We start from the raw sequence: 24121 nt of genomic DNA on the forward strand, positions 1-24121 counted from the left end.
GCTTTTATCTTAACTGTAATCTCTGTGTACTTCAATTTGAAGTGCGGAGTGTGGGTTACAGCTATGCGGTTGCTTTGATGGTTTCTTTAGACTTAACATTAAGACCTATATTTGATGTGATTTAGTTGCCAAAAGTTCGTGTTTTCCTAGATACGTGATTAATCTTAATATTGCGGTTGTCACCATAAGCTAAATTTCCAAAGCCGTTCTAATATTTTGGACAATTATCTGCGGTGACTGTGCAACATCAATAGATAGAGTGTCTAATGGTTCTTCAAGTGTATAAAACTGGCTGTCGAGCAGTTTTTCGCTCATGTAATGATTGCTACGCTCTTTCAACCGCATTTGAATCAACTCATAAGACCCTTTGAGATAAACTAGCTTAATGCGTTCGCTATCCAATAATAAAAATTCCCGATAGCTATCTTTTAAAGCCGAACACGCCAGCACCACATTTTTATTTTCTTGCAGCCAATGCTTTATGGCTGTTTGCAAATCTTGTAACCAAGGCATCCTGTCTGCTTCACTCAAAGCGATACCACGCCGCATTTTCTCAACATTCTCTGGCGAGTGGAAAGCATCAGCGTCGCTAAACTCCCATTCTAAGGAGTCTGCTAGCAGTTTTCCGATGGTAGTTTTACCAGAACCCGATACACCCATTAGGATAATAATCATTTTTTTCTTAATAAAAGTTAAACTAATTTGGAAATTGTAGTTGCGATCGCAGACAGAGTTAACAATTCAAAATTCAAAATTCAAAATGAATACAGCACAAGGGTTTCATTGATTTAAAGTGGTTTATTTCCGCCGTGGTGTACTAGGACTTTTAACTCTTTTCCATCCAAAATGTGAGTTGTATTAAAATCTCTTGACAAATAACGATTATTTTCTATAATACATACAAATGCACACGTGTGCAATATTTAAAAGCTAAAATAATGAATAAACGAAGAATTTCAATTGAAGATATTGCCCGTAGAGCAGGTGTTTCTCATTCTACAGTTTCACGCGCTTTGAGAGATAACGCTCTCATTAGCCCGAAAGTGCGAGAAGAAATTAAGCGACTGGCGCAGGAGATGAGCTATGTGCCGAATGCTATTGCTCAAAGCTTGCAAAATAAACGTACTAATACCATTGGTGTAGTAGTAACTTCAATTTCAGATCCCTTTTTTGCGGAGGTGGTAGAGGGAATCGAGAAGATAGCCAAACCAGCAGGTTTGAGTGTTTTATTGAGTGCTTCACACCGAGATTTTGAGCAGGAAATGGCAGCTATTGATACTTTTCATCGCCGTAGAGTGGACGGGATGTTAATAGCCGACTCACGAATTAGTAAACAGCATACTAAACAACTCACACAAATTGCTGTGCCAACAGTTCTGATTAATAGCCAGACTGAAGATCAATCGGAAATATTTCACTCAGTAGCAATAGACGATCGCTTAGGTGCTAAATTAGCCACAGAGCATCTAATTAGTTTGGGACATACCGCTATTGGTTATTTGGGTGTAGGCGATCGCAGCAGGTCAAACCAGCAGCGCCTAGAAGGATATAGAATAGCCCTTGCGGAAGCTGGTATCCCACACAATACTGATTGGGTTTCAATTAGTGATGAATATGATACTAGAACCAGCGATGTTGCCACTGGCCAAAATATGCTTTCTAAACTATTGGCTGCGGAAGTAACAGGCATCTTTTGTTACAACGATATGGTAGCAGTTGGCGCTCTCTTAGCCTGTCAAGAATTAGGTATTTTAGTACCGCGAAATTTAAGTATTGTCGGATTTGATGGTATTGCTTTGGGTTGTTACGTTACGCCGGCACTAACTACAGTTAGCCAGCCAATGTTAGAAATTGGTGGCTATGCCATGCAAATGTTACTCGATTTATTAGCAGAAAAAACTGTAGAAAACCGCGTTTTATCTCCTTTTCTATTACAGCGTGGTAGTAGTGCAGCATTATTAACAATTTAAGATTCAAAACAATTGATACAAAAATTATGTTAACTAAAAAACCGAATTTATCTGCCGATCGCTGTTTTTCTCCAGAACCAATTCAAAGACGATTAGCCCATCAATTTTTTGATAGTATATCTGCGTTACCTCTAGTCTGTCCACACGGACACGTAGATCCAGCTTTGTTGGCTAATCCCGCAGCCCGTTTTGGTTCACCAACCGAATTACTGATTATTCCTGACCACTACCTTTTGCGGATGCTCTATAGTCAGGGCGTATCTCTGCAAGCTTTGGGCATACCTACTAATGATGGTTCACCAGGAGAAACCGACCACCGCAAAATCTGGCAATTGTTCGCTGACCATTTTTATCTATTCCAGGGTACTCCATCCGGGTTGTGGCTGAAAGAGGAACTAAATAACGTCTTTGGGGTGGATGAACCTTTAAACTCTCGCAACGCAGGATATATCTACGATTGTCTAGAAGGTTTGTTAGCCTTACCGGAGTTTTCCCCTCGTGCTTTATTCAAACGCTTTAACATCGAAGTGCTTTGTACTACCGATGCCGCCAGTGATAATCTAGAGAATCAGCGATCGCTCCACGAATCAGGTTTTACTCAAATTAGACCAACTTTTCGCCCCGATGCAGTGGTTAATCTGGATGCTCCTGGTTGGCGGGAAAATCTTAGCAAGTTGGAAAGCAGTATCGGTAGAGAAATTAACTCTTACGCCAATTTTGTCCAAGCTTTAGAAGAACGTCGAGCTTTCTTTAAAAAAATGGGCGCGACAGCTACCGATCAAGGTGCAGCTACACCTTATACCACACGCCTTTCTGAACAGGAAGCCGAAGCTATATTTGCCAGAGCATTAACCGACAAGCTGAATCCAGGAGATGTAGAACATTTTACCGGTCATATCTTCATGGAAATGGCGCGGATGAGTGTAGAAGATGGCTTGGTGATGCAAATGCATTGTGGTGTGATGCGTAACCATAACCCGGCTTTATTTGAGAAATTTGGATCTGATAAAGGTGCTGATATTCCGTTAAAAATAGAGTGGACTCAAAATCTGCACCCGTTGTTGTCAGCTTACGGTAACGATCGGCGTTTTCATTTAATCATTTTTGGTATGGATGAAAGCACTTACAGCCGAGAGATGGCTCCGTTAGCTGGTCATTATCCCACTGTATTGCTTGGACCGCCTTGGTGGTTTCACGACAGCCTAAATGGTATGGAGCGTTATTTCAATCAGGTGATGGAAACTGCTGGTATTTATAATACAGCCGGATTTAATGATGATACGCGGGCTTTTGTTTCGATTCCGGCTCGTCATCATGTCTGGCGGCGGGTGGCTTGTAATTGGTTGGCTGGATTGGTAGCACGGGGATTGGTTGAGGAGGAGGAAGGGTATGATATGGCTCGTGCTTTGGCTTATGACCTTGCTAAGGTTGCTTACAAGTTGGACTAATACCAATTTTCCGAAATCAAGCTATTAGGGCTAGCCCTTTCAAGGTGACTTGTAAAATCTCTTTTTTTGTTATAAGTCAATGCGGTTCAGTCAAGGCTTTACTCTTTGTAAAAGTGATTTTTTTAACGAACCGCAAAGGACGCAAAGGACGCAAAGGAAGAGAAGGAAGAGAAGGAAGAGGAGCTTAAGTGAACTGTATTGGATTATAAGTCAATACAGTTCATATAACCCCAAAACCCTTATTGTAGAGACGCGATAAATCGCGTCTTCAAAGACCACAGAGATAAGAGGAATTAATTTTGGATAATTTTTACCTACGTGAAAAGGGTTAGTTCTAGCTACAGAATAAACCTGTAAATCCAGATTAAATATTGACTTTTTTAATTACGAATTTAAATAAGCGGGGGAATCTATTGATGCCAGAGTTGATTTTAAATAAACTTTTTAGCTTAAAGGAGCAGGTGGCAGTAATCACAGGCGGTTCTGGTGTGCTTGGTGGGGCTATGGCACGCGGTTTAGCTCTTGCGGGAGCGCGAATCGTCGTTTTGGGTCGCAATGAAGCACGAGCGGGTGCGGTGGTGGCTGAAATTACTGCTAATGGTGGAGAAAGTATGGCTGTGGTGGCAGATGTTAGCGATCGCTCTCAATTAGAAATCGCTAGGGATGTTATTATACAGCGTTGGGGTGAAATAGATATCTTGGTAAATATGGCTGGCGGTAATATTCCGGCTGCTACGATTACTGCTGATGCGACTATTTTTGATATGCCTCGCGTTGCTTTTGAGGAAGTGGTTAGCCTCAATTTAGTTGGGACTCTACTGCCTTGTCAGGTTTTCGGTGAAGCAATGGTGGAAAGAAGTCAACCCCACGGTTGCATTGTCAATATTTCTTCTATGTCTGCTATTCGAGTAATTAGCCGTGTGGTTGGCTACTCTGCGGCGAAAGCGGGGATAGATAATTTTACTCGCTGGCTAGCGGTAGAACTCGCCCAAAAGTATGGTGATGGAATGCGAGTAAATGCGATCGCGCCAGGTTTTTTTATTGGGGAACAAAATCGAGATTTACTCTTAAATTCTGATGGTAGTTTGACTGTTCGCGGGCAAAAAATTATTGACCATACTCCCGCCGGACGTTTCGGAAAACCAGATGAGTTACTCAGCACCTTAATCTGGTTATGTAGTTCTGGTTCTAGTTTTGTTAACGGGGTAGTCGTGCCGGTAGATGGTGGATTTAGTATCTACAGTGGAGTTTAATCATGTATTCACTGGCTGTAAATAATGGAACACTTTCAGATGAACAAGTTTCCGGGTTAGTTCATCAAGCTTTAGCAGACCGGAAGTTTGATGGACAGCGCATCTTGGTGTTAATTCCAGATAGTACCCGCACTGCTCCCATCCCGCAAATGTTTCGATTGCTTCATCAAGAATTGAGTCAAAGAGTAGCGGCTCTAGATTTTTTAATTGCTCTGGGTACACATAATCCCATGAGTGAAGAACAAATCAATCATTTGGTAGGAGTAACACCAGAGGAGCGAGAGACAACTTTTAAAAAAGTTCGCATCTTTAACCACCTTTGGAATCAGCCAGATACCTTTATTTCTTGTGGAATAATTTCGGCAGATGAAATAGCAGAAATTAGCGGTGGAATGCTACATCAGTCAGTTGATGTGCGTGTTAATAAACTTGTAAAAGAATATGATTTAATCGTAATATGCGGCCCAGTTTTTCCTCACGAAGTTGTCGGCTTCTCTGGTGGAAATAAATATTTTTTTCCTGGTATTAGTGGTCAAGAAGTCATTAATCTCTCACACTGGTTAGGCGCTTTAATTACTTGTTACGAAATTATCGGTACGCTAGGAATCACACCAGTCCGGCGTTTGATTAACCGAGCCGCTAACCTGATTTCTACCCCAAAACTTTGTTTGGCGATGGTGGTCGCACCCAAAACAAATCAGCTAGCTGGACTTTATATAGATCAACCAGAATCCGCCTGGGAAGACGCTGCAAAATTATCAGCTAAACTGCATATTAAATATGTCGAGCAGCCTTTTAAACAAGTGCTTTCAGTCATGCCCCAAATGTATGATGACATTTGGACTGCGGCTAAAGGAATGTACAAGCTAGAGCCAGTAGTTGCTGACGGAGGCGAGGTAATTATATATGCTCCTCACATTACCGAGTTTAGCTATACACACGGCGAAATCTTATCACAAATTGGCTATCATGTGCGAGATTACTTTCTCAAACAGTGGCATAAATTTCAAGAGTATCCGGCTGGAGTGCTGGCTCATAGTACTCACTTAAAAGGGATGGGTACTTTTGATCCGATAAAAGGGGAAGAAGCGCGGATTCGTGTGACTTTAGCTACTGGCATTTCTGCTGAACGCTGTGCTGCTCATAACTTAAACTATCGTGACCCGGCTACTATTCAACCCACTGAATGGGCTAACCGAGAGGATGAAGGCATCTTGCTTGTGCCAAAGGCTGGCGAGATATTATACCGTTTAAATTACAGCAAATTTTAGGTAATTAAATTAAGATTTTACACTTCGCGCTATTCTTGATCTGATAAAACGTCAGCGAATCAGTTTATTGCAGCGAACAAAAAAGCATGGGTGGCAAATTAATTGTATTTGAAGGGGTGGAAGGCTGTGGCAAAACCAGCCAAATGCAGCTTAGTTCTGAGTGGTTGGAAAGTCTAGGTGTTTCTGTAGTGGTAACTCGTGAACCAGGGGGAACAGAGTTAGGTGTACATCTTCGCCGCTTGCTACTAGAAAAGTCAGAAGATAAACCCGTTGCAGAAGTGACAGAACTCTTATTGTATGCTGCTGACCGATCGCAACACGTCGAACAAGAACTTAAACCAAATCTCACAGCCGGGAAATATATTTTATGCGATCGCTACACTGACTCTACCATTGCCTACCAAGGATATGGTCGCGGTCTGAACATGAGTTTAATCAATCAGCTGAACAATATTGCTACTGGTGGTTTAGAAAGCGACTTAACTATTTGGCTAGATGTCGATGTCGAAGTGGGACTGTCCCGCAAACTCTCAGATAAAGTAGGACTAGACCGCATTGAACAAGAGACAATCGCTTTTCATCGCCGCGTTCAGCAAGGATACGCACAAATAGCCGCCTCCCATCCCTCACGAATTGTGCGCGTAGATGGCAGCTTGAGTAAAGAAGCTGTACAAGAGGTAATTCAAGGAATTTTACGCCTACACTTGGCAACGTAGGGCAAACATAAACAGGACTTACGCAAAATATCTCTAAAACTCTCATTTCTCCGTGTTCTCCGCGCCTCTGTGGTTCGATTTTTCGTTACCTGTGCGTAACAGCTTAATACCATTTCTTTGTGAGGCTAGGCCAAACCCTTTTAACTTCTTTCTTTGTGTCCTTCTCTGACGAGACGCTCCGCGAATGCGTCCTTTGCGGTTCGTTTTTCTTTTTTGTACTTATGGTTTAGCGCATCTTCATACAGAATTGGTATAAGAAACCTAAAAGTTTTTAATGAATTTAGAAAAGTTGTTGCACTAAACTCCAACAACTTTTCACTACTTCCCTTTTTTCTCATCCAATGCTTTTTGAATAGCTTCTCTACAAAACTCAGGAGGGTCGTCTTGTTGCTGCACTTCCTCTTTCATTGTCTTAGTGATGCGTAAATTTAATCTTTCGGTTAATGGTTCTTCTCTGTCTGTAGTGAACGGTTTTAAATTCTCTGGCTTGCCCTTGTTCTTGGTCATTTGTATAGAAATATAAATAATCATATTATCCACGTGCCTACCAGTGGAAAATGTTTAATTGGTGGATGTTCACCCTGGTAAAGTTTGCATCCACCGATACCACTTTTACAAATGGGTAATTCTATTTTATGTTCACAAGGTCAGAACTCGAAATCAAAACCACTGCTGAGTTGAGAGATTTATGTAGGCGTTACGGATTAAAGCCTACCGGAAATGGAGGGTACAAGACTAGTTGGATTGTTACCTTAATGGCATTCCCACAGATAGCACTCTCTCAATTAAGGCAAGGAAGAGGATTAAAATCACCAGGCTTCAGTGTAATTCAATTCCTCGAAGGGGTCGTAGATGAGATGAACTCCCCCACTGATGAACAAGCGGCACTAATTCGGATAACTTTAGAGCGTAAGGCGATGAGCTACCCCGACCGATACGACCAAGAGAGTTTACTGAACTTGCACAAGGCTAAAATGTATCTTGAAATGGCTATCGGACTGCTAAATCAGTAAATCAGTTTACGAGCCGAAAGTAGTTAGTCCCTAGCAACCAAAAGCTGGGGACTTTTCTATGTCCTAAGAGTTGATTTGTAGTTGTAGTGAATTGGTGTGCGATCGCAACGCTATTAACCTTTATGCTGAAGGGGGAAATAAAAACAACAGCTATGAAATTTGTACAAAATCTCACCCCCCGCCAAGGCTTGCTGAAAACCCTGACTCTAGCTTTCCTCCTCTTGGCATCCGTAATGCCTCCAACTGTACTAGCCAACGAGAGCCAAAAAGCGACATTCAACGGCGCAACCACACTTCAAACCATACTCACCAGCAGTCATCGCTCAGAGCAGAATCGCCTCCGAGACAAGTACCGCCACCCAGCCCAGACCCTCGAATTCTTCGGTTTGCGCCCAAACATGACAGTGGTTGAATTGTGGCCAGGTACCGGTTGGTATACTGAGATATTAGCCCCATTTCTCGCCCCCAAGGGACAACTCATAGTTACTAACTTGACTCCTAGCACAAGTAAACCCGCTTTGGCTTTACAAGAGAAACTCGCAGCTAATCCAGAGGTTTTTGGTAAGGTCAAAGTAGCCCAAATCAATCCCCCAAATGAACTGACCCTAGCCCCAGAAAACTCTGTGGATATGGTTGTTACCTTCCGCAATATTCACAACTGGGTGAAAGCTGGCTATGCCGAGCAGGTTTACGCGGCGGCTTACAAAGCACTGAAGCCAGGGGGCATTTTAGGGGTGGAAGAACACCGTGGCAAACCAGGGATTTCTTTACAAGAGAGTATTAAAACTGGGTATATGTCAGAAGATGGGGTAATTGCTGCTGTGGAGAAGGCTGGCTTCAAATTGGTGAGCAAATCAGAGATTAATGCTAACCCAAAAGATACCAAGGACTATCCGGGCGGAGTTTGGACACTACCACCAACCTTGAGCCAAGGTCAAAAAGACAGGCAACACTTCCTCACCATTGGAGAGAGCGATCGCATGAGTCTTAAGTTTATCAAACCCAAAGCCTCCTAAGCTTGGTTTTATCCAAGTCGATGGATAAGTCTTGGTAACCATCTGTTTGCCAAAACTTCATTTTTCTTAACTTAAAATCTGTAACTATTAGTATAATTTGTCTGTGTAAATATATAGACAAAACTCTGATATCACTTATCCTAGCGTTTAAAAAAATAAGTTTAGTAAGTTTGATAGCCATCACTTAAGGAGACTTTGGAATGAAAACGTTACATACGAAAAAGATTCAAAAAACCATTTCAGATGCTGTCATCCCAATACAACCTAAAATTAAGTCGCGTCCTTTTGCCGCAAACATTACCCTACAGCGTCAGGAGTTAACCCAGACACCAGAGAAAACAAAACATAAAAGATTTAACTATGCCGAGATCCCGATATTTCCAAGAGTGAAACCAGCAATGTCTGAGACACTTCAGCTCAAGCAAGCTAAGGAGACACTCAACGATCTCTCGGAAATAAACCTAACTCCCAATAGCGGCGGTCAACCTATGGCGAAATGGTTGCAAGAAGAGATGCAACCTGCCTTTGGTACTGGTACAGACTTTTCTGGTGTCCGCATTCACGAAGGGCCACAAGCAGAGAAGATCGGCGCACTAGCCTATACTCAGGGAGAAAATATCCACTTTCCCCCAGGTCAGTATCGACCCACCACTCCGTCAGGTAAAAAGATACTAGGACACGAATTAGGTCACGTAATACAACAACAAGAGGGGCGAGTGACCGCGCCTCAGTCTAAGGGGGTTGCCATTAATGCTGACCCTCAATTAGAGGCTGAAGCCGATGTGCTAGGTGCTAAAGCCGCGCGGGGTGAGCCAGCACAAGTAACTGAAACTGCGAATTCTGGAATACAACGGATGTCTGCTCAAGATAATGTTGTGCAGTGTATGGTTGATGGAAATCAGCCAGCAGTTGAGGATGACGATAACCAAGAATTTTTTGATGCTCAAGAAGAGTCCGATCCTGAAGAAGACCCTAATCTTGAAGCTGCGATAGGTGGAATTCTGGGAGAAAATATTACTAGGGTGGTGGCAGGTATCCAAAATGCCCCTTCAGAAGAATTAGGCCGAATAGTTGAGGAAGACAGTTTTTTGAGTCCCGTAGCTGCTGCTGCTGTACAAACGCGGATGTTATCTCAGACAGGAGAACAGCCAGGGTCGCCCACTAATAATTCAGACAACGATCAATCTTCCACTCAAAGAGAAATTTTAACTACTGAACAACCAGAGGCTTCTACTTCCCAAAGTAGGGACGCAGAAGAACCTAAGCTGTCTAATGAGCAAGAACAGGAAAAATTATTACAGGAACAAACTCAAAAGGCGATAGTAGAATCTGAGGCTACACGGTCTGCAATCTTATCAACGCTAGAGAAAAGGCAGAAGTTCTTCAGTCAACAGGCTAAGATAGAAAACTCAGGGCAGAGTCAAGCACCCGTAAGTTCCCAGGAACAAGAGAGGCAAACAGCTTTGAAACCTCTGCGGCTGGCCGAAATAATAAAGCAGTGGCGCAAAGAGGAGGAGCCGGAGGAAGGTTCCGTTTCAGCGCCTGAGTCTGAGCAAAGATTACAGGAGCAACCACCCCTGACACCGCAAGAGGAAGCAGAAGAGTTGCAAGATGAGTCCGACTTAGACTCAATAATGGAGCAGTTGCCTAAGAGTAAAGGCAAGCAGAAGGAAGTTTCAGCGCCTGAGTCGGAGCAAAGATTACAAGAGCAACCACCCCTGACACCGGAACAGGAAGCACAAGAGTGGGAAGATGAGTCCGACTTAGACTCAATAATGGAGCAGCTGCCTAAGCGTAGTAAAGGGAAGCAGTTGCCTAAGCGTAAAGGTAAGCAGTTGCCTAAGCGTAAAGGGAAGCAGAAGCAAGATGAAGCACAAGAGTGGGAAGATGAGTCCGACTTAGACTCGATAATGGAGCAGTTGCCTAAGCCTAGTAAAGGCAAGCAGAAGGCAGTTGAAGTTTCAGCGTCTGAGTCGGAGCAAAGATTACAAGAGCAACCACCCCTGACACCGGAACAGGAAGCACAAGAGTGGGAAGATGAGTCCGACTTAGACCCAGGAATGTGGCGATCGCGTAGGAACGGGAGGCAGAAGCGAGACGGAGGTGAGTTCTACTTCAACTCAATAAAAATGGAGCAGTTGCCTAAGCCTGGAGGGAAGCACAAGGAAGTTGAAGTTTCAGCCTCTGGATCGCAATCGCAGCAAGAGGTAGAGGAGCAACCACCCCTGAGACCGCAACAACAGCAGCGCCAACGAATACCTGTAGTACCGGAAGTACGACGTTTGCGAATGATGTCCGATCAGCAAAGACAAGAGGCACTTACAGATTTGCAGCAGCGTACCACAGATCCTGTCATCAGGGAAATAAGAGAGCAGTTGAGGGAAATAGACCAACAAATGCTCCAACACTTAGAAATTAGACGATTAGGAGGGATAATCATTGAGCCACAAGCGCCACCTCCACCCGCAACAAGAAAGAAAAAAAGAGGAAGGATCGGTAAACACTTTGATTCCACCAAAAAGGCGAGGAAGAAAATTGTAGCAGGGACAAAGCACTATGAGACTTATTCAGATCTAAACAAAATTTTGGGGCAAAATTCGCCCAACTCAAATACCGATCAAGTTTTTGCACAGAATCTTCCCGCAAATGAAGCAAACCCAATAACGATTCTAAAACCTATTCCTCCCGGTCTTGGACTGTCTGAGAAATTTGGAAATGATGCAGCCTTCATTGGCATGACTAGGGATCTAACCAAAGCTTTTAATGGTTGGATGCTACTTTTTGAGAATTCAGAGAGCTTACTGGAAGCGGCATGGATCAATCAGAAGAAGAAGTCATCTAGGCAAAGAATTGCAGATGGATCTAATAGTTTCGGTGAGCTTGCTTCTTGGCTTACATATAATGGAATACTATCAACCCAAATATATAGGGGTGTCGAACACGTTCGGAATAACAAACAGACTAGTCCTGCATCGACATTGACATCAGCTATCAAACAAGGGGGAAAGATAGGAGGAGCGGTATCCTCTATCCAACAAGGGGCTTTGATCGGTGGTAAATCGACAGTCTTTGATCTAGGTAAGTCAATGGCTAGCGTTTTCACAACCCTGCCAAAGATCAACGCTTATATCGATGAGGGTATGAAGGCTTATCAAAAAGAGAATTATCGCAGTTACAAATCTTGGCTTAGGGGTGCGAAAAACGTTGCAGACTTGACAAAATCGACAGCCGGTGCAATTAAAGATATTGCTAGTGGTTTAAATAATGCTGGCTTGGTAGGCGCAGAATCAGTGCAAATAATTTCGGGCGGAGCGGTTGCTCCTATGGCTGGTACGGTAGTAGGTGCTGCTGAGACTTTACAAGGAGCCTACAAACTTACGAAGGCTTACAAGAATTATACAGGTCTAGGTAAAAGAAATAGCGGTCAAGGTATAATTGGAGATAACACGCTAACAGAACTTCAAAAAATACAGATCAAGAAAATGACCCGTGCAGGTGTCAAGACTGCTCTTGGTGCTATTACAGCAGGTGGTGGGATTACAGCTTATGCTCTGGGTGGGCCATACGGATTATTGACTGCTACTATTGCGGGTGCAACTGTTGCAAGCTTTCACATGGGAAAACTAGGAATACAAAAACTTATGGAGCAAATGCAGAGCCAGGAGGCCATAGATAATAAAAAAGCTGCTAAAAAAGCTGCTCAAAGTCAACTTGCTGGAAATATTGCCGATAAGCTAGAAGCATCAAGAAGCGACGAAGAAAAAGACCTGATATTCTCTAGTTTAAGCTTGAATGATGATAAGAAAGATAGTGCAGTTCAAAAAGTTTACAATGATGTACTGGAAAAATATCTGCAAGACAGAGATCAGCAGATACAAGCTCTCACAGATCCAAGTATTACGCAACCCACTCAACCAGTCCCCCCAGAGTTTGTAGAGAACAATATTCAGAATCGGAATACTATCCAGATATTAGAGCTGAAAGGAGAGATAGGTAAGTTGAAACAGGAAGTGAGTTGGAATCAGTTGGATGATCATAGGTTTTTCCCACTCGATTTTGCAATGCGAGTGAAGAAAGCAGCGATCGCCAAGGCTTTGAACAAGTTTTGAAGAAGCGTTAAAGTCAGAATTCAGGAGTCAGAATTTATTCTGAATTCTAAACGATCCTTCTCCTGTGGGAGACGCTGCGCGATATTTGCTTTGTTCACCTTATGCGCTGCGCGATCGCCACTTCATATCATGTTCGGTTAATCAAGCTGAATAAAAAATGTTCGTAGTAAGGACTTTAGTCCTGGCTTTGGGGACTGAAGTCCCCACTACAAACTGTTTATTATGGTTGATTTGGCGGACTTGATATCACAACCCCAAATTTAACATCAGCCTTTGAAAATGATGTCATAAAGTGACAGCAAAATCTCGACCACAATCAGAATCACCACATACCACTCTACTCGCTGACTACTGCTATGCTGCATGAACTCCAGCACCGTTTGGGCGGTTTGAGAAATTAGGTCTAGTTTACGTTCTAGGGCATGGTGACGCTCACGGATTTCGTATTCATCCTCCAAGCGCAGATATAAGTTTTCTAGCTGTGGAGATTCCCAGAGCAACTCCGGCTTATCGATAATCTCTACTTGACCCACAATCTTATGTTGAACTAATAGGGTAGTCCCTAGTTGGCGCAGTAATTCCCGGCTTTGTTGTCTACTCCTATTTTCACGCTGGAGACTAGCTGCAAACGGTTCAATTTGATCGAATACAGTTGCTAGGCTGGTTTCATAGTGAGACAGCACAACACTTTTGGCGAGAATATCAGCCACTATCTGCAAGCGTTCTATACTCAATTCATGCAGTAAAATTTTTCCTTCTTTAGCTCGTTCACTCTCACCAATACTGAGATGAACTTCCACCTCTTCTGTTTCCGGATCGGTAAAAGGGCCGCTAATTTGAGAGGAGAGTTTGGTCAAAAAGGCGACCTTTTCTACAGGTTCAAGGTTAAACAGGACAACTGCACCATAGGACAGCAATACCGCGTAGCCTTCTTCACCGACTTTAACTATTACTGGCATACTCGCCAAGCAAACGTAATTATCCAGCGTCTGTAAGTTAATACCTTTACCAAGGAATAGGGCCTGCGCTCTAAATCTGTCTTTGTCATTAAAAAGGAGTTTTTGCATTGTTGCCCGGAAGCTATATTCTGCTTGCTTTACTGCTCTGGTAACGATAGTAATTAATGCCTGTTGTCGGAGATAACTACAATCTCAGCTTACCATTTCGTCTTTGCCCTAGACTCTACACCCTGTTTTGGTCAACCAATTTTGGATTTTAGATTGACGATTTTAGATTTTTCCACTCCATGTGGGGTGGGGCTTGTACCCCAAAAAATCCAAAATCTAAAATCTAAAATTCGGAGGGTAAATTGGGATTGTCCTTTTTCAAGTAATTTAACTACATTACTCGCCACTCCCCCCAAAATTGTTAGAGTGAAGAAAATTATGAGGACGCAAATATGACTGACAAAAATCGTTCTCAATGGGACTTAGGCAGGTTTCTCGAAACCCTGACTTACTTTGAGGTAATTCCTTTCCTTAACTGGGTACAGCAGTTAATCCAAGGTCGTCCTAAAGATAATCAATATAGACCCAATGGAGGAAGAAACGTGGGGGTAATATTAGTAGCAGGTGCAACAGGTGGTGTCGGTAAACGAGTTGTGCTGCGATCGCTTCAACAAGGTTATAAAGTTCGCGCCCTAGTTCGAGATATTGACAAAGCGCGCTCAATTCTTGGTAATGATATCGATTTAGTAGTTGCGGATATCACGCAACCAGAAACTTTAACTCCTTTAGTTATGGCTGATATCAAAGCTGTAATTTGTTGCACAGCAGTGCGTGTACAACCAGTTGAGGGAGACACAGCAGATAGAGCAAAATATTATCAAGGTGTTAAATTTTACCAACCTGAAATTGTTGGTGATACTCCAGAAAATGTAGAATATCAAGGTGTTAAAAACTTAGTCGAAGCGGCGGTAAAATATTTACCTCAAGCAAAGGAAAAAGTAATATTTGATTTCACCAAGCCATCAGCAGAATTAAAGGATAATTGGGGGGCATTGGATGATGTCGTCATGGGTGGTGTGAGTGCCAGTAATATCCAATTAGTAGAAAATACAGCTTTATTTGCGGGTAATGTCTCCACCGCTAACTCTGGTGGATTTGCTTCTGTCAGAACGAAGAATTTTGATCCGCCCTTCAATTTATCTAGTTATGAAGGTGTGAAATTGTGCGTCAAAGGTGACGGTCAGCGTTATAAAATCTTTCTACGGACAGATACAAAATGGGATGGTATTGGCTACAGCTATTCTTTCGATACCGTAGCTAATACTTGGATAGATATTCACATTCCCTTTGCAGATTTGACTCCTGTATTTCGGGCAAAAGTTGTTAAAGATGCACCGCCAATTGAGCAAAGTAGAATTTGTTCATTCCAACTGATGTTGAGCAAATTTGAATACGATGGCGCTTTAAATCCCAAGTTTTCTCCAGGTGGTTTTGCTTTCCAATTGGAATCAATTAAAGCTTATGGAGGGACAATTTTACCACAATTTATCCTCGTTAGTTCAGCAGGTGTAACTCGTCCTGGTCGCCCTGGCATTAATTTAGATGAAGAACCCCCAGCAGTGAAATTAAATGACCAATTAGGAGGAATTTTAACTTGGAAGTTGAAGGGAGAAGATAGTTTAAGAGAAAGCGGAATTCCTTATACAATTATTAGACCTTGTGCTTTAACTGAAGATGCAGGAAGTAAGGAATTAATATTTGAGCAAGGTGATAATATTCGAGGCAAAATCAGCCGTGAGGATGTGGCAGAACTTTGTGTGCAAGCGCTAAAAATAGGAAAAGCGTCTAATATTACATTTGAGGTTAAGCAGGGAGAAAATACTGTCAACTCCATTGATTGGCAGAGTTTATTTTCTAGCTTACAACCGGATAAGAGATGAAATATCCACAGATTTTTAGTCTGAAACTATCCCAATTAAGTCTGATTAGATAGACTGTTCTAACAAGTCAGCTATTGATATGAAAAAAATCAAGGTGTTAGTAATCGCCGGGATTTTAGTAACAATTATTTGGGGCAGTTTTTTATCTCAAACTGCCTCATCGCAGCAAGTGGAGTCCCGCATCAATAACTTAGAAGCAGACTTTAATCGGATTGAGTCGCGGTTAAATCAGCTAGAGTCTCAGCTAGGTAAAACCCGTCAGTCTCCATCCTCAAGAACAACACTTACCCCACGACAATCAAATGGTTCTAGAGGGAACTTATCACAGCAAGATCCGATGTTCGATCGCCTTGCAACTTTAGTGATTGAATTGAAACAGCAAGTTAATAAATTAGAGGAGCGAGTTGCTAAATTAGAATCACGCTAAATATTTAATAAAAGGCGAGAGACGCGATGAATCGCCGTCTCTACAATAATCAGTCATATATTTAGCGATCTAGAATTTTCATTAATTCTTGTAAAAGTTCAATGCTAATGGGTGATGTTGCCAGAATTGGATGTTTAATACCTCCCCAAATACTTCCAGTGCGGATACGATGGGAAACTAATATTTCAGGAATTTGATTAGAGATTAAAACCTGTGGTGGTGCAAGTTGACCTAGCGATCGCGCTATTTTATAATGATGTGATGCTGATAGAGCCTGATCCAGTTGTTGAGCAAGAATTTCTGGGGTTTCTTTTGCCGAATCTAGTAATAAAATATAGTGTGGAGGATCGGCAATTGGTACTAAGCTTTTAAAATTAATTTCTGGCAAGTTTAACAGAGTCAGAGCATTTTTCACAAAGGTTTCTTGCAACTTTTCGCCCACCAAATCGCTAACGGCTTGATGTCGTCCGAGAAACTCTAAACAGGGAGTGTGGCGATAGTAATGAGTTACTCGGATGCGATCGCCTATTCGATAACGATACAAACCCCCTTTCTGCGATAAAATAACCGTGTATTCCTTGCCAATGTTGAGTTCATGTAAAGCATACAGGGAACCAGTCTCATCCTCGAACTCGAAAAACACCTCATCGAGAACCGGCACACATCCCCCAGCGACAATCAACGGAATCGTTATTGGGGCTTCCGTTGCTAGTAGTCCTTTACCTTGAATCAATACACCTGGGAATTGTAATCTTAATCCTTGCGCTTGATCTGCTGCATTGGCACTATCCCAGCAAGAAATCAGTTTTAAATTTGGCCAGAGTTGCATCCAGGGAATGTTACTTTCGCTGAGGATTTGCAAGCGACTATGTGAAATCCGGTTGTGTAATTCTGCTTGCAATAAATTCTGATTTTCTTGAATATATTTTAAATGTACTTGGAGAAAACTAGGACTCCAAATAGAAATAATTTCTAGTTTTTCAGTCTCTAATAATGCTAAAGACAGTTGATGTTTAAATAAGTTCGCGTCATGGAGCCGATTAAGTTGATTTAGCATCACCAACCAAGGACGCAAAAACCAACGCAACCAGCCATCTAAGTAATCTAAATCATCTTGTAAAGTTTGGCTATCAGCTACATTTAATTGCGGCGAAATACAAGCATAAATCTTGCCTGTAGAAAATTTTGGCCCGTGTAAAATCAAATCATGCGCCCATACACAAAACATCTGATTAAACGATCGCCGCAAAGATTGAGTATAAGGAATCCATTTTACTGCACCACTACTACCAGAGGTTTTTTCGTAGAATAAAATGGGTTCTGGTGTGAGGGAAATTTGCTGCTGTTTTGGATTGAAGTAGGGTTCGAGTGCATCATAATCTACTATTGGTACACGTTGCCAATCGTCTACAGAATGAATTCCTAAAGTTTTGCCATACTCACTCTTGATTAAGCGATCGCAAATTTCCTTCTGTACAGATATTTGCATTAACTCTGGGTTATCTAAAGCTTGATGAAATCGCCTCGCAGTTGGCGCAAGGATTTGCCCAAAAAGCTGAATAATCGGACGCATTATTGCACCTTTTGATTAGGATAAAGGTTACTGGTTGCTGGTATATAAGAACCATCACCAATGACTACACCAGCAGCAAGATTAGATCCAGCCCCCACAAAAACATTGCTGCCAATCTTGACTTTTTTGACATACAACATTAAATTTTGTTTGCGGGGTTTGATAATATGAGAATAGATAGCGACACGATGCCCAATAACGACGCGATCGCCAATTTCTAATAAACTGCGATCGGCAATTTCTAAACTTGGTGTCCAGTAAACATCTCGCCCTACTTTAGCACCCCACAATCGTAACCAACAAGAAAACACCCCCGGAATTAATCGCAACACTGTTTCTAAAGCTGGAATGGCAATATAAATTACCTGAATTTGATGACTACCCCACCAAGGACTATATTCTTTACCTAGTAGATAACTAATACCTTCCCGCACAGGATAAACCCATTCATGCAAGCGGTAAACTAGTACTGGTAGCCCATAAATAGAAAAGAATACCGCCAGAATGCTGAAGATATTCGGTGAATAGGCGAGGTAGACTATTGCTGCTCCAGTTAGCAATAATATAAAGGTGGGAAAAAATAAAAGAATTTTACTTATAACTGTCATGTAAATGGGAATAAAAGTTTTTGGAACAAGTTTAATGATATCGGAATTCCGATTATAGATGGCATTTTTTTGCTTTCATAACATGTTCCATGTAACCTATCCCAAATTTTCAGATTAGCGCCATAGTTATAATTGTGGATTTCGCGGCAATGATGCCAAGCATGATCCTGTGGTAAGATTAACCAAGAAGATAAAAATTGATAAAACCAGCTATTTTCAGGAATTATCAAGTTGCTATGTCGCCATAAATCTAAGGCAGAAGTTAGACTGACTCCAAGTAGATAACCTGTTGGATCGGCTAAGAGATACAAAAACAAAGTGTGTATCCATAAATAAACAATTAACAAACTTGTCCAAAGTGTGTTACGAGAAGTTCCTAATACATCCATCTGAGTAACAGTATGATGGACTTGATGAACCTTCCACAACAATTTAGTATGTAATAAACGATGATTCCAATAATATAAATAATCAACTAGAACAAAACTGATTATAAAAGTCGGTATTAATAATAGTTTTAAACTTCCTTGTTGAACAGGCAATATATGTTGATATAGCGAATAAACTAAAGTAGCTTGTAGTAAGGGAATCAAAATTCCTTGAATCGTTAATCCTGTACCATCTAGCAACCAATCTTCACGAGTTTTTAGTTTCAATTGAGTTAGTCCAAGGTGATTGGTAATAGTCCAACCAAATAATCCGATAAAAGTACCAAAAATTATTAGTTGTCCAAAGTTTTTTATTTCCACTTTTGATTGCTCACACTGATTTTAAACATGGGTTTTACCCCACCCTAACCCTCCCCTTATAAAGGGGAGGGAACTGGATTTTCCGATCTCCCCCCAATACATCGGGGGGATTAAGGGGGGTAATTACAAATTATTTTCAAACCCAAAATGTAACTTCTACTGATTGATTTGGCAATAAACGCGGATCTTCCCCACGAGATATGGCTGCCATAATTGACTCTACAAATATATGAATTGTGTCCGCAGGGGTATTATAAAATTGTGTCCCGTATTTAGCGATCGCTTCCCCTTGAATACCCAAAATTTCCACGTCTTGGCGGATAATGTGTTGAGCAGTCCACCGCACAAAGGGACGTGCTAATTTATTCCAAATACCATAGTTATAAGTGACATCAGTATAAACCAGGGTTGAATTATCGGTTTCTGGAATAGATTGACTGGTAATGAACAAATGGCGATTATGTGCCATCTTATACTCTACAGAAGTAATGTTTGGCATATAAAAGCGATCGCTATGTTTAATCTCTGCACTCTGCAAATTGAGAAAACGGCTGTACCATCCCAAATTACTGTTTTCGTTGCGATACTCCACCAAAACCGAACCATGACAGCGTTCAACAGTCATCTCTAACTTTTGTTGGCGGGAAGTACGGAAAACACCAGGATGAACAAAAGCCGTATGGGGAATATCAATAAAGTTCTCCGCACAATTAGTCACATTGTTAGCAAAACGGTTAATTACCCGCACCGTTTCCCATCCGGTTTGTCCGTAGTGAGGCATAGAAAAGGGTTCAAGATCAACGCTTGGCGTATCGGCTAACCGCACATAAACATAGTCATCTTGTTCTTTGGTAGCGTAACACTTGGCTCGACGCTGTGGGGAAGCTTTGAAATCATCTCCTTCGGCTGGAACAGCAATCACGTTTCCAACCCCGTCATATACCCAACCATGATAGGGACATTGTAAAGCACCGTTACAGATTTTACCTGATGATAGACGGCTATTGCGGTGTAAACAGCGATCGCGCAAAGCTACGGGTTGTCCATCTTCACCGCGAAATATCGCTAACCATTCTCCTAAAACGGTGCGTGATAATACCTTGTTAGGTTGTAGCTGTTGGCTGAGTGCGACAATATACCAGAAATCTGCAAATTGCATAGTGGGTGGTGGGGAGAATATTAAAAGAGTTATGCGTCATTCCGCAAAACCTTAAATGGTGGATTGTTGGTTTCCCATAGGCGAATTTCCGAATATAGCTGAGTTTTGCAAAAGTAAGCTACTTCATAAGCAAGCCGTAAATTGCGCTCAAGACTATTTGGTTCAACATCAGCAGCGTTGTTAGTTCCAATAACCTTGCGTAAACCAAGTGATAGGATTTCTACCAAATCATGACCACAGCAGACTTGCCAACGATCGTGATTATTACTTTTCTCACTGTTTAAGCGTTGTTGAATTTCTTCGTCTTTTAAGTAAAAAGCTTGGGATTTATTCTTAACTTCTTGAATCAATTTTAATTCATTAAATTGCCAGTTTTTCTCATTAATAAACCTGCTAAATATAATACCCTCAAAAGTGAGATTCAATCCATCAGACTGAGAAATCCAGCGTAAATAACCAACTGAAATACCAACTGAAAGTAATACCTCTCTAATATCTCGATTCAACTGGGAAATTTTATCTTCAGAAGCAAATTCAGCTATTACTTTATCAAGAGTCGGTGACTGGATTAACATAGTCTCTAGATCATGAGTGTCGGTGAGGAGTAGATTAGGACTTTTGACTGGTATATTTTGCAGACGATCAAAATCTGCATCAACAATTGCTAGAACTCCCTGAAAATTTGATGTTTCCAAAATTGCTAAAATCTCAATAGCACGCTGCTTACTGGATGGTTTTCCCGCAGTAATCTCTAAGTGACAAGCTAATTTATCAACAAATCTTTCATAAAAAACTTTATCATAACTTCCTTCTACTAATAAGAAAGCTCCTGAATAAGTCTGTCTCAATTGTCGAATTTTGTTCGCAACACGGTCAACGGTCAGAAACTCTCTCATTTTCCTTGACCTTTCAATTCAACCGTTAAATCCCAGCGATCTTGAATAATATCTGGTGAATGAGTAGCCATGAGAATATCTAAATCAGTAAGCTTAGTAATTTCTTGCAGATCCCTTAAAAATTGAACCTGCCAGCCTACATGAAGAGATAATTCAGGTTCATCTATCAATACTAAGGAATTAGGCTGAACTTTAAATAGTAGTTCATATAAAAGCACTAATTCATGTTGTTCTCCCGATGATAAATCAGTTGGTGATAGAGTTTTTGAATCAGATAACGAGGAGTTATAAAGTATTTTAAAAACAAATCCCTTGTCTTTGCTAAAATTTATTTCTTTGTAGGAAAATTTATTATTAATAATTATCTTCAGTAAATTAATTTTTGTCGCTATTTCAGTAAAAACATCTAGCTTTTTTTCTACATCTTCAACATATACGGATAAAGCGTTTTTGGTACTTTCATCTATGTCTTGTGGTTGAATTTGGAACTCTGAATCTTCATCTTGATCTAAAAGACCTACTTCTATAAGACGAGAACGAGTTTCTTCAAGTTCATTGAGTTGATTACGCAGTTCTTCCTCTGTTAAATCTGGTGATGACTGTTGTTTTACTACCCTCATGGGAAAAGTTCTATCAAGAGATTGAGATATTGTGCCATATTCCTTAAACTTATCTTGCATTAGCTTGGCAAGTTCATAAGAATATGCAGATACAGTTGACAACATTGAAGATGTTCTATTATCTGATTTGGAACGACGATTAGGAACAAAGTTCAACAAACGTTGTGATTCTATTAAGCGAACATGAATGTTGTTCTTTAATTTTCCTAGCCAATCAGGTTCTTCTTGTAATTTTAAATTTAAAGGTAATAAATTATTAAAACGTTCTAAAACCTCCTCTAAAGAAAGAAGTTCTTCAGTCGGATTATATAACCATGTCTTAGGACCTATTCGGTCTAATCCTGGGATACAATTATCAAGAACAGAAAGTGGAAAATCTAGCGTATCAGGACGAATTTTTATTTGTTCTAAAGGAAAACTTAATACATCTAAATTTTGCTGATAAAAATTAAAAACCATATTATTATCTATTGTTTCGGAATGTTCAGTATTTTTTATTATCTCAATATAACTACTATCATTAAATTTAACGCAAAAATTACTAAATGGAATAGTTCGCAATTCCGAGTATCGAGAGTTAAAAAATCCATTCAAAATTCTCAACATTGCTGTTTTTCCAAAACCATTAGGTCCATGAATGACAGTGATCCTATCATCCATGTTCAACGGAATTGTATGATCAAAAATCCCAAATAACCCGCTAACAGAAATTTGCTTAATTCGCATAATCATTAAGTCCCATGTTTAAGGTCGTGCAATCCTACAGTGTATCTATCATTACCAGGAAATAAGGTTTTATAATTTGCTTTTAGTGGGTACAAATGAAAAAGTCTTGGGTAGGAGAAAAACTGATTGTCAATTTGATATGGCAAATATCTAACTCGCTAGAGACATCGAAGATTTTAAATATAGCTCGATTTCCACCGCTAGAAAGTCACTAAACGTATCATGACTTTTAACAAAATAAGGCTCTTCCTGCCCTTCGCAATATGAGTAAGTTGGTGGGTTATCACCTTCTGAAAGCCTGAAAAAGCTAAACTGATAACCCTGGTGCATGAAAAATACAAAAGCATCCTCTGGCAAAGCTTCAGGAAAATCATTTTCTACCAAAAGTTCTTTAGCCCATTCTTGAATTTGCGGTAGATGCTGGTAGAAGCAATCTGAACCACGCAAAAACTTACCAGCACCATGCCCCATCATCTTGAGAAAGTCTTTGTAAATACTGGGCAAAGTAATACCTTGTTGTTGTTCAAATTGAATTATTTCCAAATTTGAACATGGCGAAAGCTGATTTTCGTTAAAAATAAGCTGAAGTGGTTCGGGTAAATTGCGAATTGACATTTATACCGACTCCTTTACGCAATGTTTCCGTGATGTATATTTAGCTGAATGTTCGGGAAAGTTTGCCTAAACTGCTTAATGACATACTCACACGAATCACATGGCTCTCTCTCGGTGAATAACTCAATCTTACCCTCTACTTCTCTATTATTTGTATATTTTTCGGCAATCGCTTCTAATATTTTGTACTCTGAGTCTAAGTCTCTTCGATGTCCGGTAACTTCAAATGTTTTAAACATCGGTTGATTCGGTAAAATAACGGCTCCCTCTCGCAACAGCTTACCACTAAAGGCGAATAGCTCGGTAAACGTCTTATCTACCCATACTCTAGCAATAGCAACATTTCGGGCTGGTGCTGGCACGTTACAAGTTTTACGAATTTCTGCGACGCGCTTTAACCAATCCATACTTGCTCTTTTAGTTGTTTTAAATCACCATCTAAATCCTACGAATCTCAACATTACCTGTAACATTAACCTGACAAGCTAACCGCATATTAGTATGATTAGGTGCTAAAGTCTCCAACATTTCCTGTTCATTAGGTTGGGGAGGAGGAATATCACCAATAACCTCAACCAAACAAGTGCCACAAATTCCAGTCCGACAACCAAATAAAACAGGTGAATTCTGAATCGTGAGATGTTCAGACAAACTTTGATGACATTCCAGAGTGATAGGAACAGAATCACTTCCCGGAAAAGATATCTTGCATAAATCAGCCATAATACGCAACAATTTTACTTAAACAACACTCTTCCATTCCCCTCTGCGCCGGTCGTGAGTTAAAAACAAATCCTCTTGGTGTTCAAAACCTTGAAAAGCCCTTTTTTGAGTTTCTAAATATCGAGAAATTGAATTAGTAGCCATTAGTGACATATTCCGATTACGTTGCCAAATATAATCGAGTTTTTCAACATACACCTGATAAGATTTCATCGCCTCCTGATGAGTTGAAAAACTGCGCTGCAATCCTTCCGACTCCTCCGTAAAACAACGCCGCATCATTTCTTTAGCATCTTTGTCACTCATCTCAAAAATTGGCGATCGCAACACCCGATAAATCTT

General features: G+C 40.9%; 22 protein-coding genes and 1 pseudogene. 10 read left to right on the forward strand and 13 right to left on the reverse strand.

The window, feature by feature from the left end; translation table 11 throughout:
• Positions 1-189 precede the first annotated feature (189 nt).
• A complete protein-coding gene (locus tag HWQ37_RS20945; protein ID WP_292750456.1) occupies positions 190-675 on the reverse strand; it encodes a gluconokinase in 486 nt (161 codons plus the stop codon).
• Between the two features lie 263 nt (positions 676-938).
• Here HWQ37_RS20945 and HWQ37_RS20950 point away from each other — a divergent pair, with 263 nt between their 5' ends.
• From HWQ37_RS20950 to tmk, 5 genes are all read left to right on the forward strand, one after another.
• Entirely contained in the window at positions 939-1970 is a 1032-nt protein-coding gene (locus tag HWQ37_RS20950) for a LacI family DNA-binding transcriptional regulator (protein WP_292750458.1), read from the forward strand.
• Between the two features lie 26 nt (positions 1971-1996).
• On the forward strand, positions 1997-3418 hold the full coding sequence (uxaC, locus tag HWQ37_RS20955) for a glucuronate isomerase (RefSeq protein WP_292750460.1): 1422 nt from the start codon (positions 1997-1999) through the stop codon (positions 3416-3418).
• Between the two features lie 416 nt (positions 3419-3834).
• Positions 3835-4671 (forward strand): SDR family oxidoreductase, encoded by an 837-nt coding sequence (locus HWQ37_RS20960; RefSeq protein WP_292750462.1) that lies wholly within the window; start codon positions 3835-3837, stop codon positions 4669-4671.
• Between the two features lie 2 nt (positions 4672-4673).
• Positions 4674-5942: a lactate racemase domain-containing protein gene (locus tag HWQ37_RS20965; RefSeq protein ID WP_292750464.1), complete on the forward strand. Its 1269-nt coding sequence runs from the start codon at positions 4674-4676 to the stop codon at positions 5940-5942.
• An 86-nt stretch (positions 5943-6028) separates the two neighbouring features.
• Positions 6029-6658, forward strand: coding sequence for a dTMP kinase (gene tmk, locus HWQ37_RS20970; protein WP_292750466.1), 630 nt, complete (start codon positions 6029-6031; stop codon positions 6656-6658).
• 318 nt (positions 6659-6976) lie between these two features.
• On the opposite strand, the gene HWQ37_RS20975 is transcribed toward tmk, so the two are convergent.
• Positions 6977-7165: a hypothetical protein gene (locus tag HWQ37_RS20975; protein ID WP_292750468.1), complete on the reverse strand. Its 189-nt coding sequence runs from the start codon at positions 7163-7165 to the stop codon at positions 6977-6979.
• 128 nt (positions 7166-7293) lie between these two features.
• On the opposite strand from HWQ37_RS20975, the gene HWQ37_RS20980 reads away from it, so the two are divergent.
• From HWQ37_RS20980 to HWQ37_RS20990, 3 genes are all read left to right on the forward strand, one after another.
• Positions 7294-7671: a hypothetical protein gene (locus tag HWQ37_RS20980; RefSeq protein WP_292750470.1), complete on the forward strand. Its 378-nt coding sequence runs from the start codon at positions 7294-7296 to the stop codon at positions 7669-7671.
• Positions 7672-7823: 152 nt separating this feature from the next.
• Positions 7824-8687 carry a class I SAM-dependent methyltransferase gene (locus HWQ37_RS20985; RefSeq protein ID WP_292750472.1) on the forward strand — a complete coding sequence of 288 codons (864 nt, stop codon included), beginning with the start codon at positions 7824-7826 and terminating at the stop codon, positions 8685-8687.
• Positions 8688-8887: 200 nt separating this feature from the next.
• Positions 8888-12796, forward strand: a complete 3909-nt coding sequence (locus tag HWQ37_RS20990) for an eCIS core domain-containing protein (RefSeq protein WP_292750474.1) — start codon at positions 8888-8890, stop codon at positions 12794-12796.
• Between the two features lie 266 nt (positions 12797-13062).
• On the opposite strand, the gene HWQ37_RS20995 is transcribed toward HWQ37_RS20990, so the two are convergent.
• A complete protein-coding gene (locus tag HWQ37_RS20995; RefSeq protein ID WP_363318164.1) occupies positions 13063-13863 on the reverse strand; it encodes an RMD1 family protein in 801 nt (266 codons plus the stop codon).
• A gap of 332 nt (positions 13864-14195) precedes the next feature.
• On the opposite strand from HWQ37_RS20995, the gene HWQ37_RS21000 reads away from it, so the two are divergent.
• On the forward strand, positions 14196-15683 hold the full coding sequence (locus HWQ37_RS21000) for a CIA30 family protein (RefSeq protein WP_292750478.1): 1488 nt from the start codon (positions 14196-14198) through the stop codon (positions 15681-15683).
• 79 nt (positions 15684-15762) lie between these two features.
• A complete protein-coding gene (locus HWQ37_RS21005) occupies positions 15763-16110 on the forward strand; it encodes a hypothetical protein (RefSeq protein WP_292750480.1) in 348 nt (115 codons plus the stop codon).
• 61 nt (positions 16111-16171) lie between these two features.
• On the opposite strand, the gene HWQ37_RS21010 is transcribed toward HWQ37_RS21005, so the two are convergent.
• The 10 genes and pseudogenes from HWQ37_RS21010 to HWQ37_RS21055 all read right to left on the reverse strand — a co-directional run.
• Positions 16172-17683 carry a GH3 family acyl-acid amido synthetase gene (locus HWQ37_RS21010; protein WP_292750482.1) on the reverse strand — a complete coding sequence of 504 codons (1512 nt, stop codon included), beginning with the start codon at positions 17681-17683 and terminating at the stop codon, positions 16172-16174.
• Positions 17683-18291, reverse strand: a complete 609-nt coding sequence (locus HWQ37_RS21015; RefSeq protein ID WP_292750484.1) for a DapH/DapD/GlmU-related protein — start codon at positions 18289-18291, stop codon at positions 17683-17685. Before HWQ37_RS21015 ends, HWQ37_RS21010 begins: the two co-directional genes overlap by 1 nt.
• Positions 18288-19040 (reverse strand): sterol desaturase family protein, encoded by a 753-nt coding sequence (locus tag HWQ37_RS21020; RefSeq protein WP_292750486.1) that lies wholly within the window; start codon positions 19038-19040, stop codon positions 18288-18290. The genes HWQ37_RS21015 and HWQ37_RS21020 overlap by 4 nt, the downstream gene beginning before the upstream one ends.
• A gap of 136 nt (positions 19041-19176) precedes the next feature.
• A complete protein-coding gene (locus HWQ37_RS21025) occupies positions 19177-20199 on the reverse strand; it encodes an aromatic ring-hydroxylating dioxygenase subunit alpha (RefSeq protein WP_292750488.1) in 1023 nt (340 codons plus the stop codon).
• A gap of 29 nt (positions 20200-20228) precedes the next feature.
• Positions 20229-21095 carry a DUF4435 domain-containing protein gene (locus HWQ37_RS21030; protein WP_292750489.1) on the reverse strand — a complete coding sequence of 289 codons (867 nt, stop codon included), beginning with the start codon at positions 21093-21095 and terminating at the stop codon, positions 20229-20231.
• A complete protein-coding gene (locus tag HWQ37_RS21035) occupies positions 21092-22441 on the reverse strand; it encodes an AAA family ATPase (RefSeq protein WP_292750491.1) in 1350 nt (449 codons plus the stop codon). The genes HWQ37_RS21030 and HWQ37_RS21035 overlap by 4 nt, the downstream gene beginning before the upstream one ends.
• Before the next feature lie 150 nt (positions 22442-22591).
• Positions 22592-23056 carry an SMI1/KNR4 family protein gene (locus HWQ37_RS21040; RefSeq protein ID WP_292750493.1) on the reverse strand — a complete coding sequence of 155 codons (465 nt, stop codon included), beginning with the start codon at positions 23054-23056 and terminating at the stop codon, positions 22592-22594.
• Between the two features lie 14 nt (positions 23057-23070).
• A complete protein-coding gene (locus tag HWQ37_RS21045; protein WP_292750495.1) occupies positions 23071-23463 on the reverse strand; it encodes a deaminase domain-containing protein in 393 nt (130 codons plus the stop codon).
• A gap of 31 nt (positions 23464-23494) precedes the next feature.
• Positions 23495-23779 (reverse strand): 2Fe-2S iron-sulfur cluster binding domain-containing protein, encoded by a 285-nt coding sequence (locus HWQ37_RS21050; protein WP_292750497.1) that lies wholly within the window; start codon positions 23777-23779, stop codon positions 23495-23497.
• 18 nt (positions 23780-23797) lie between these two features.
• Positions 23798-24121 (reverse strand): annotated as a pseudogene (locus HWQ37_RS21055) (P-aminobenzoate N-oxygenase AurF); the annotation flags it as partial.

Origin of the sequence: Nostoc sp. NMS4 (assembly GCF_017115095.1) — a bacterium.
Classification (GTDB): Bacteria; Cyanobacteriota; Cyanobacteriia; order Cyanobacteriales; family Nostocaceae; genus Nostoc.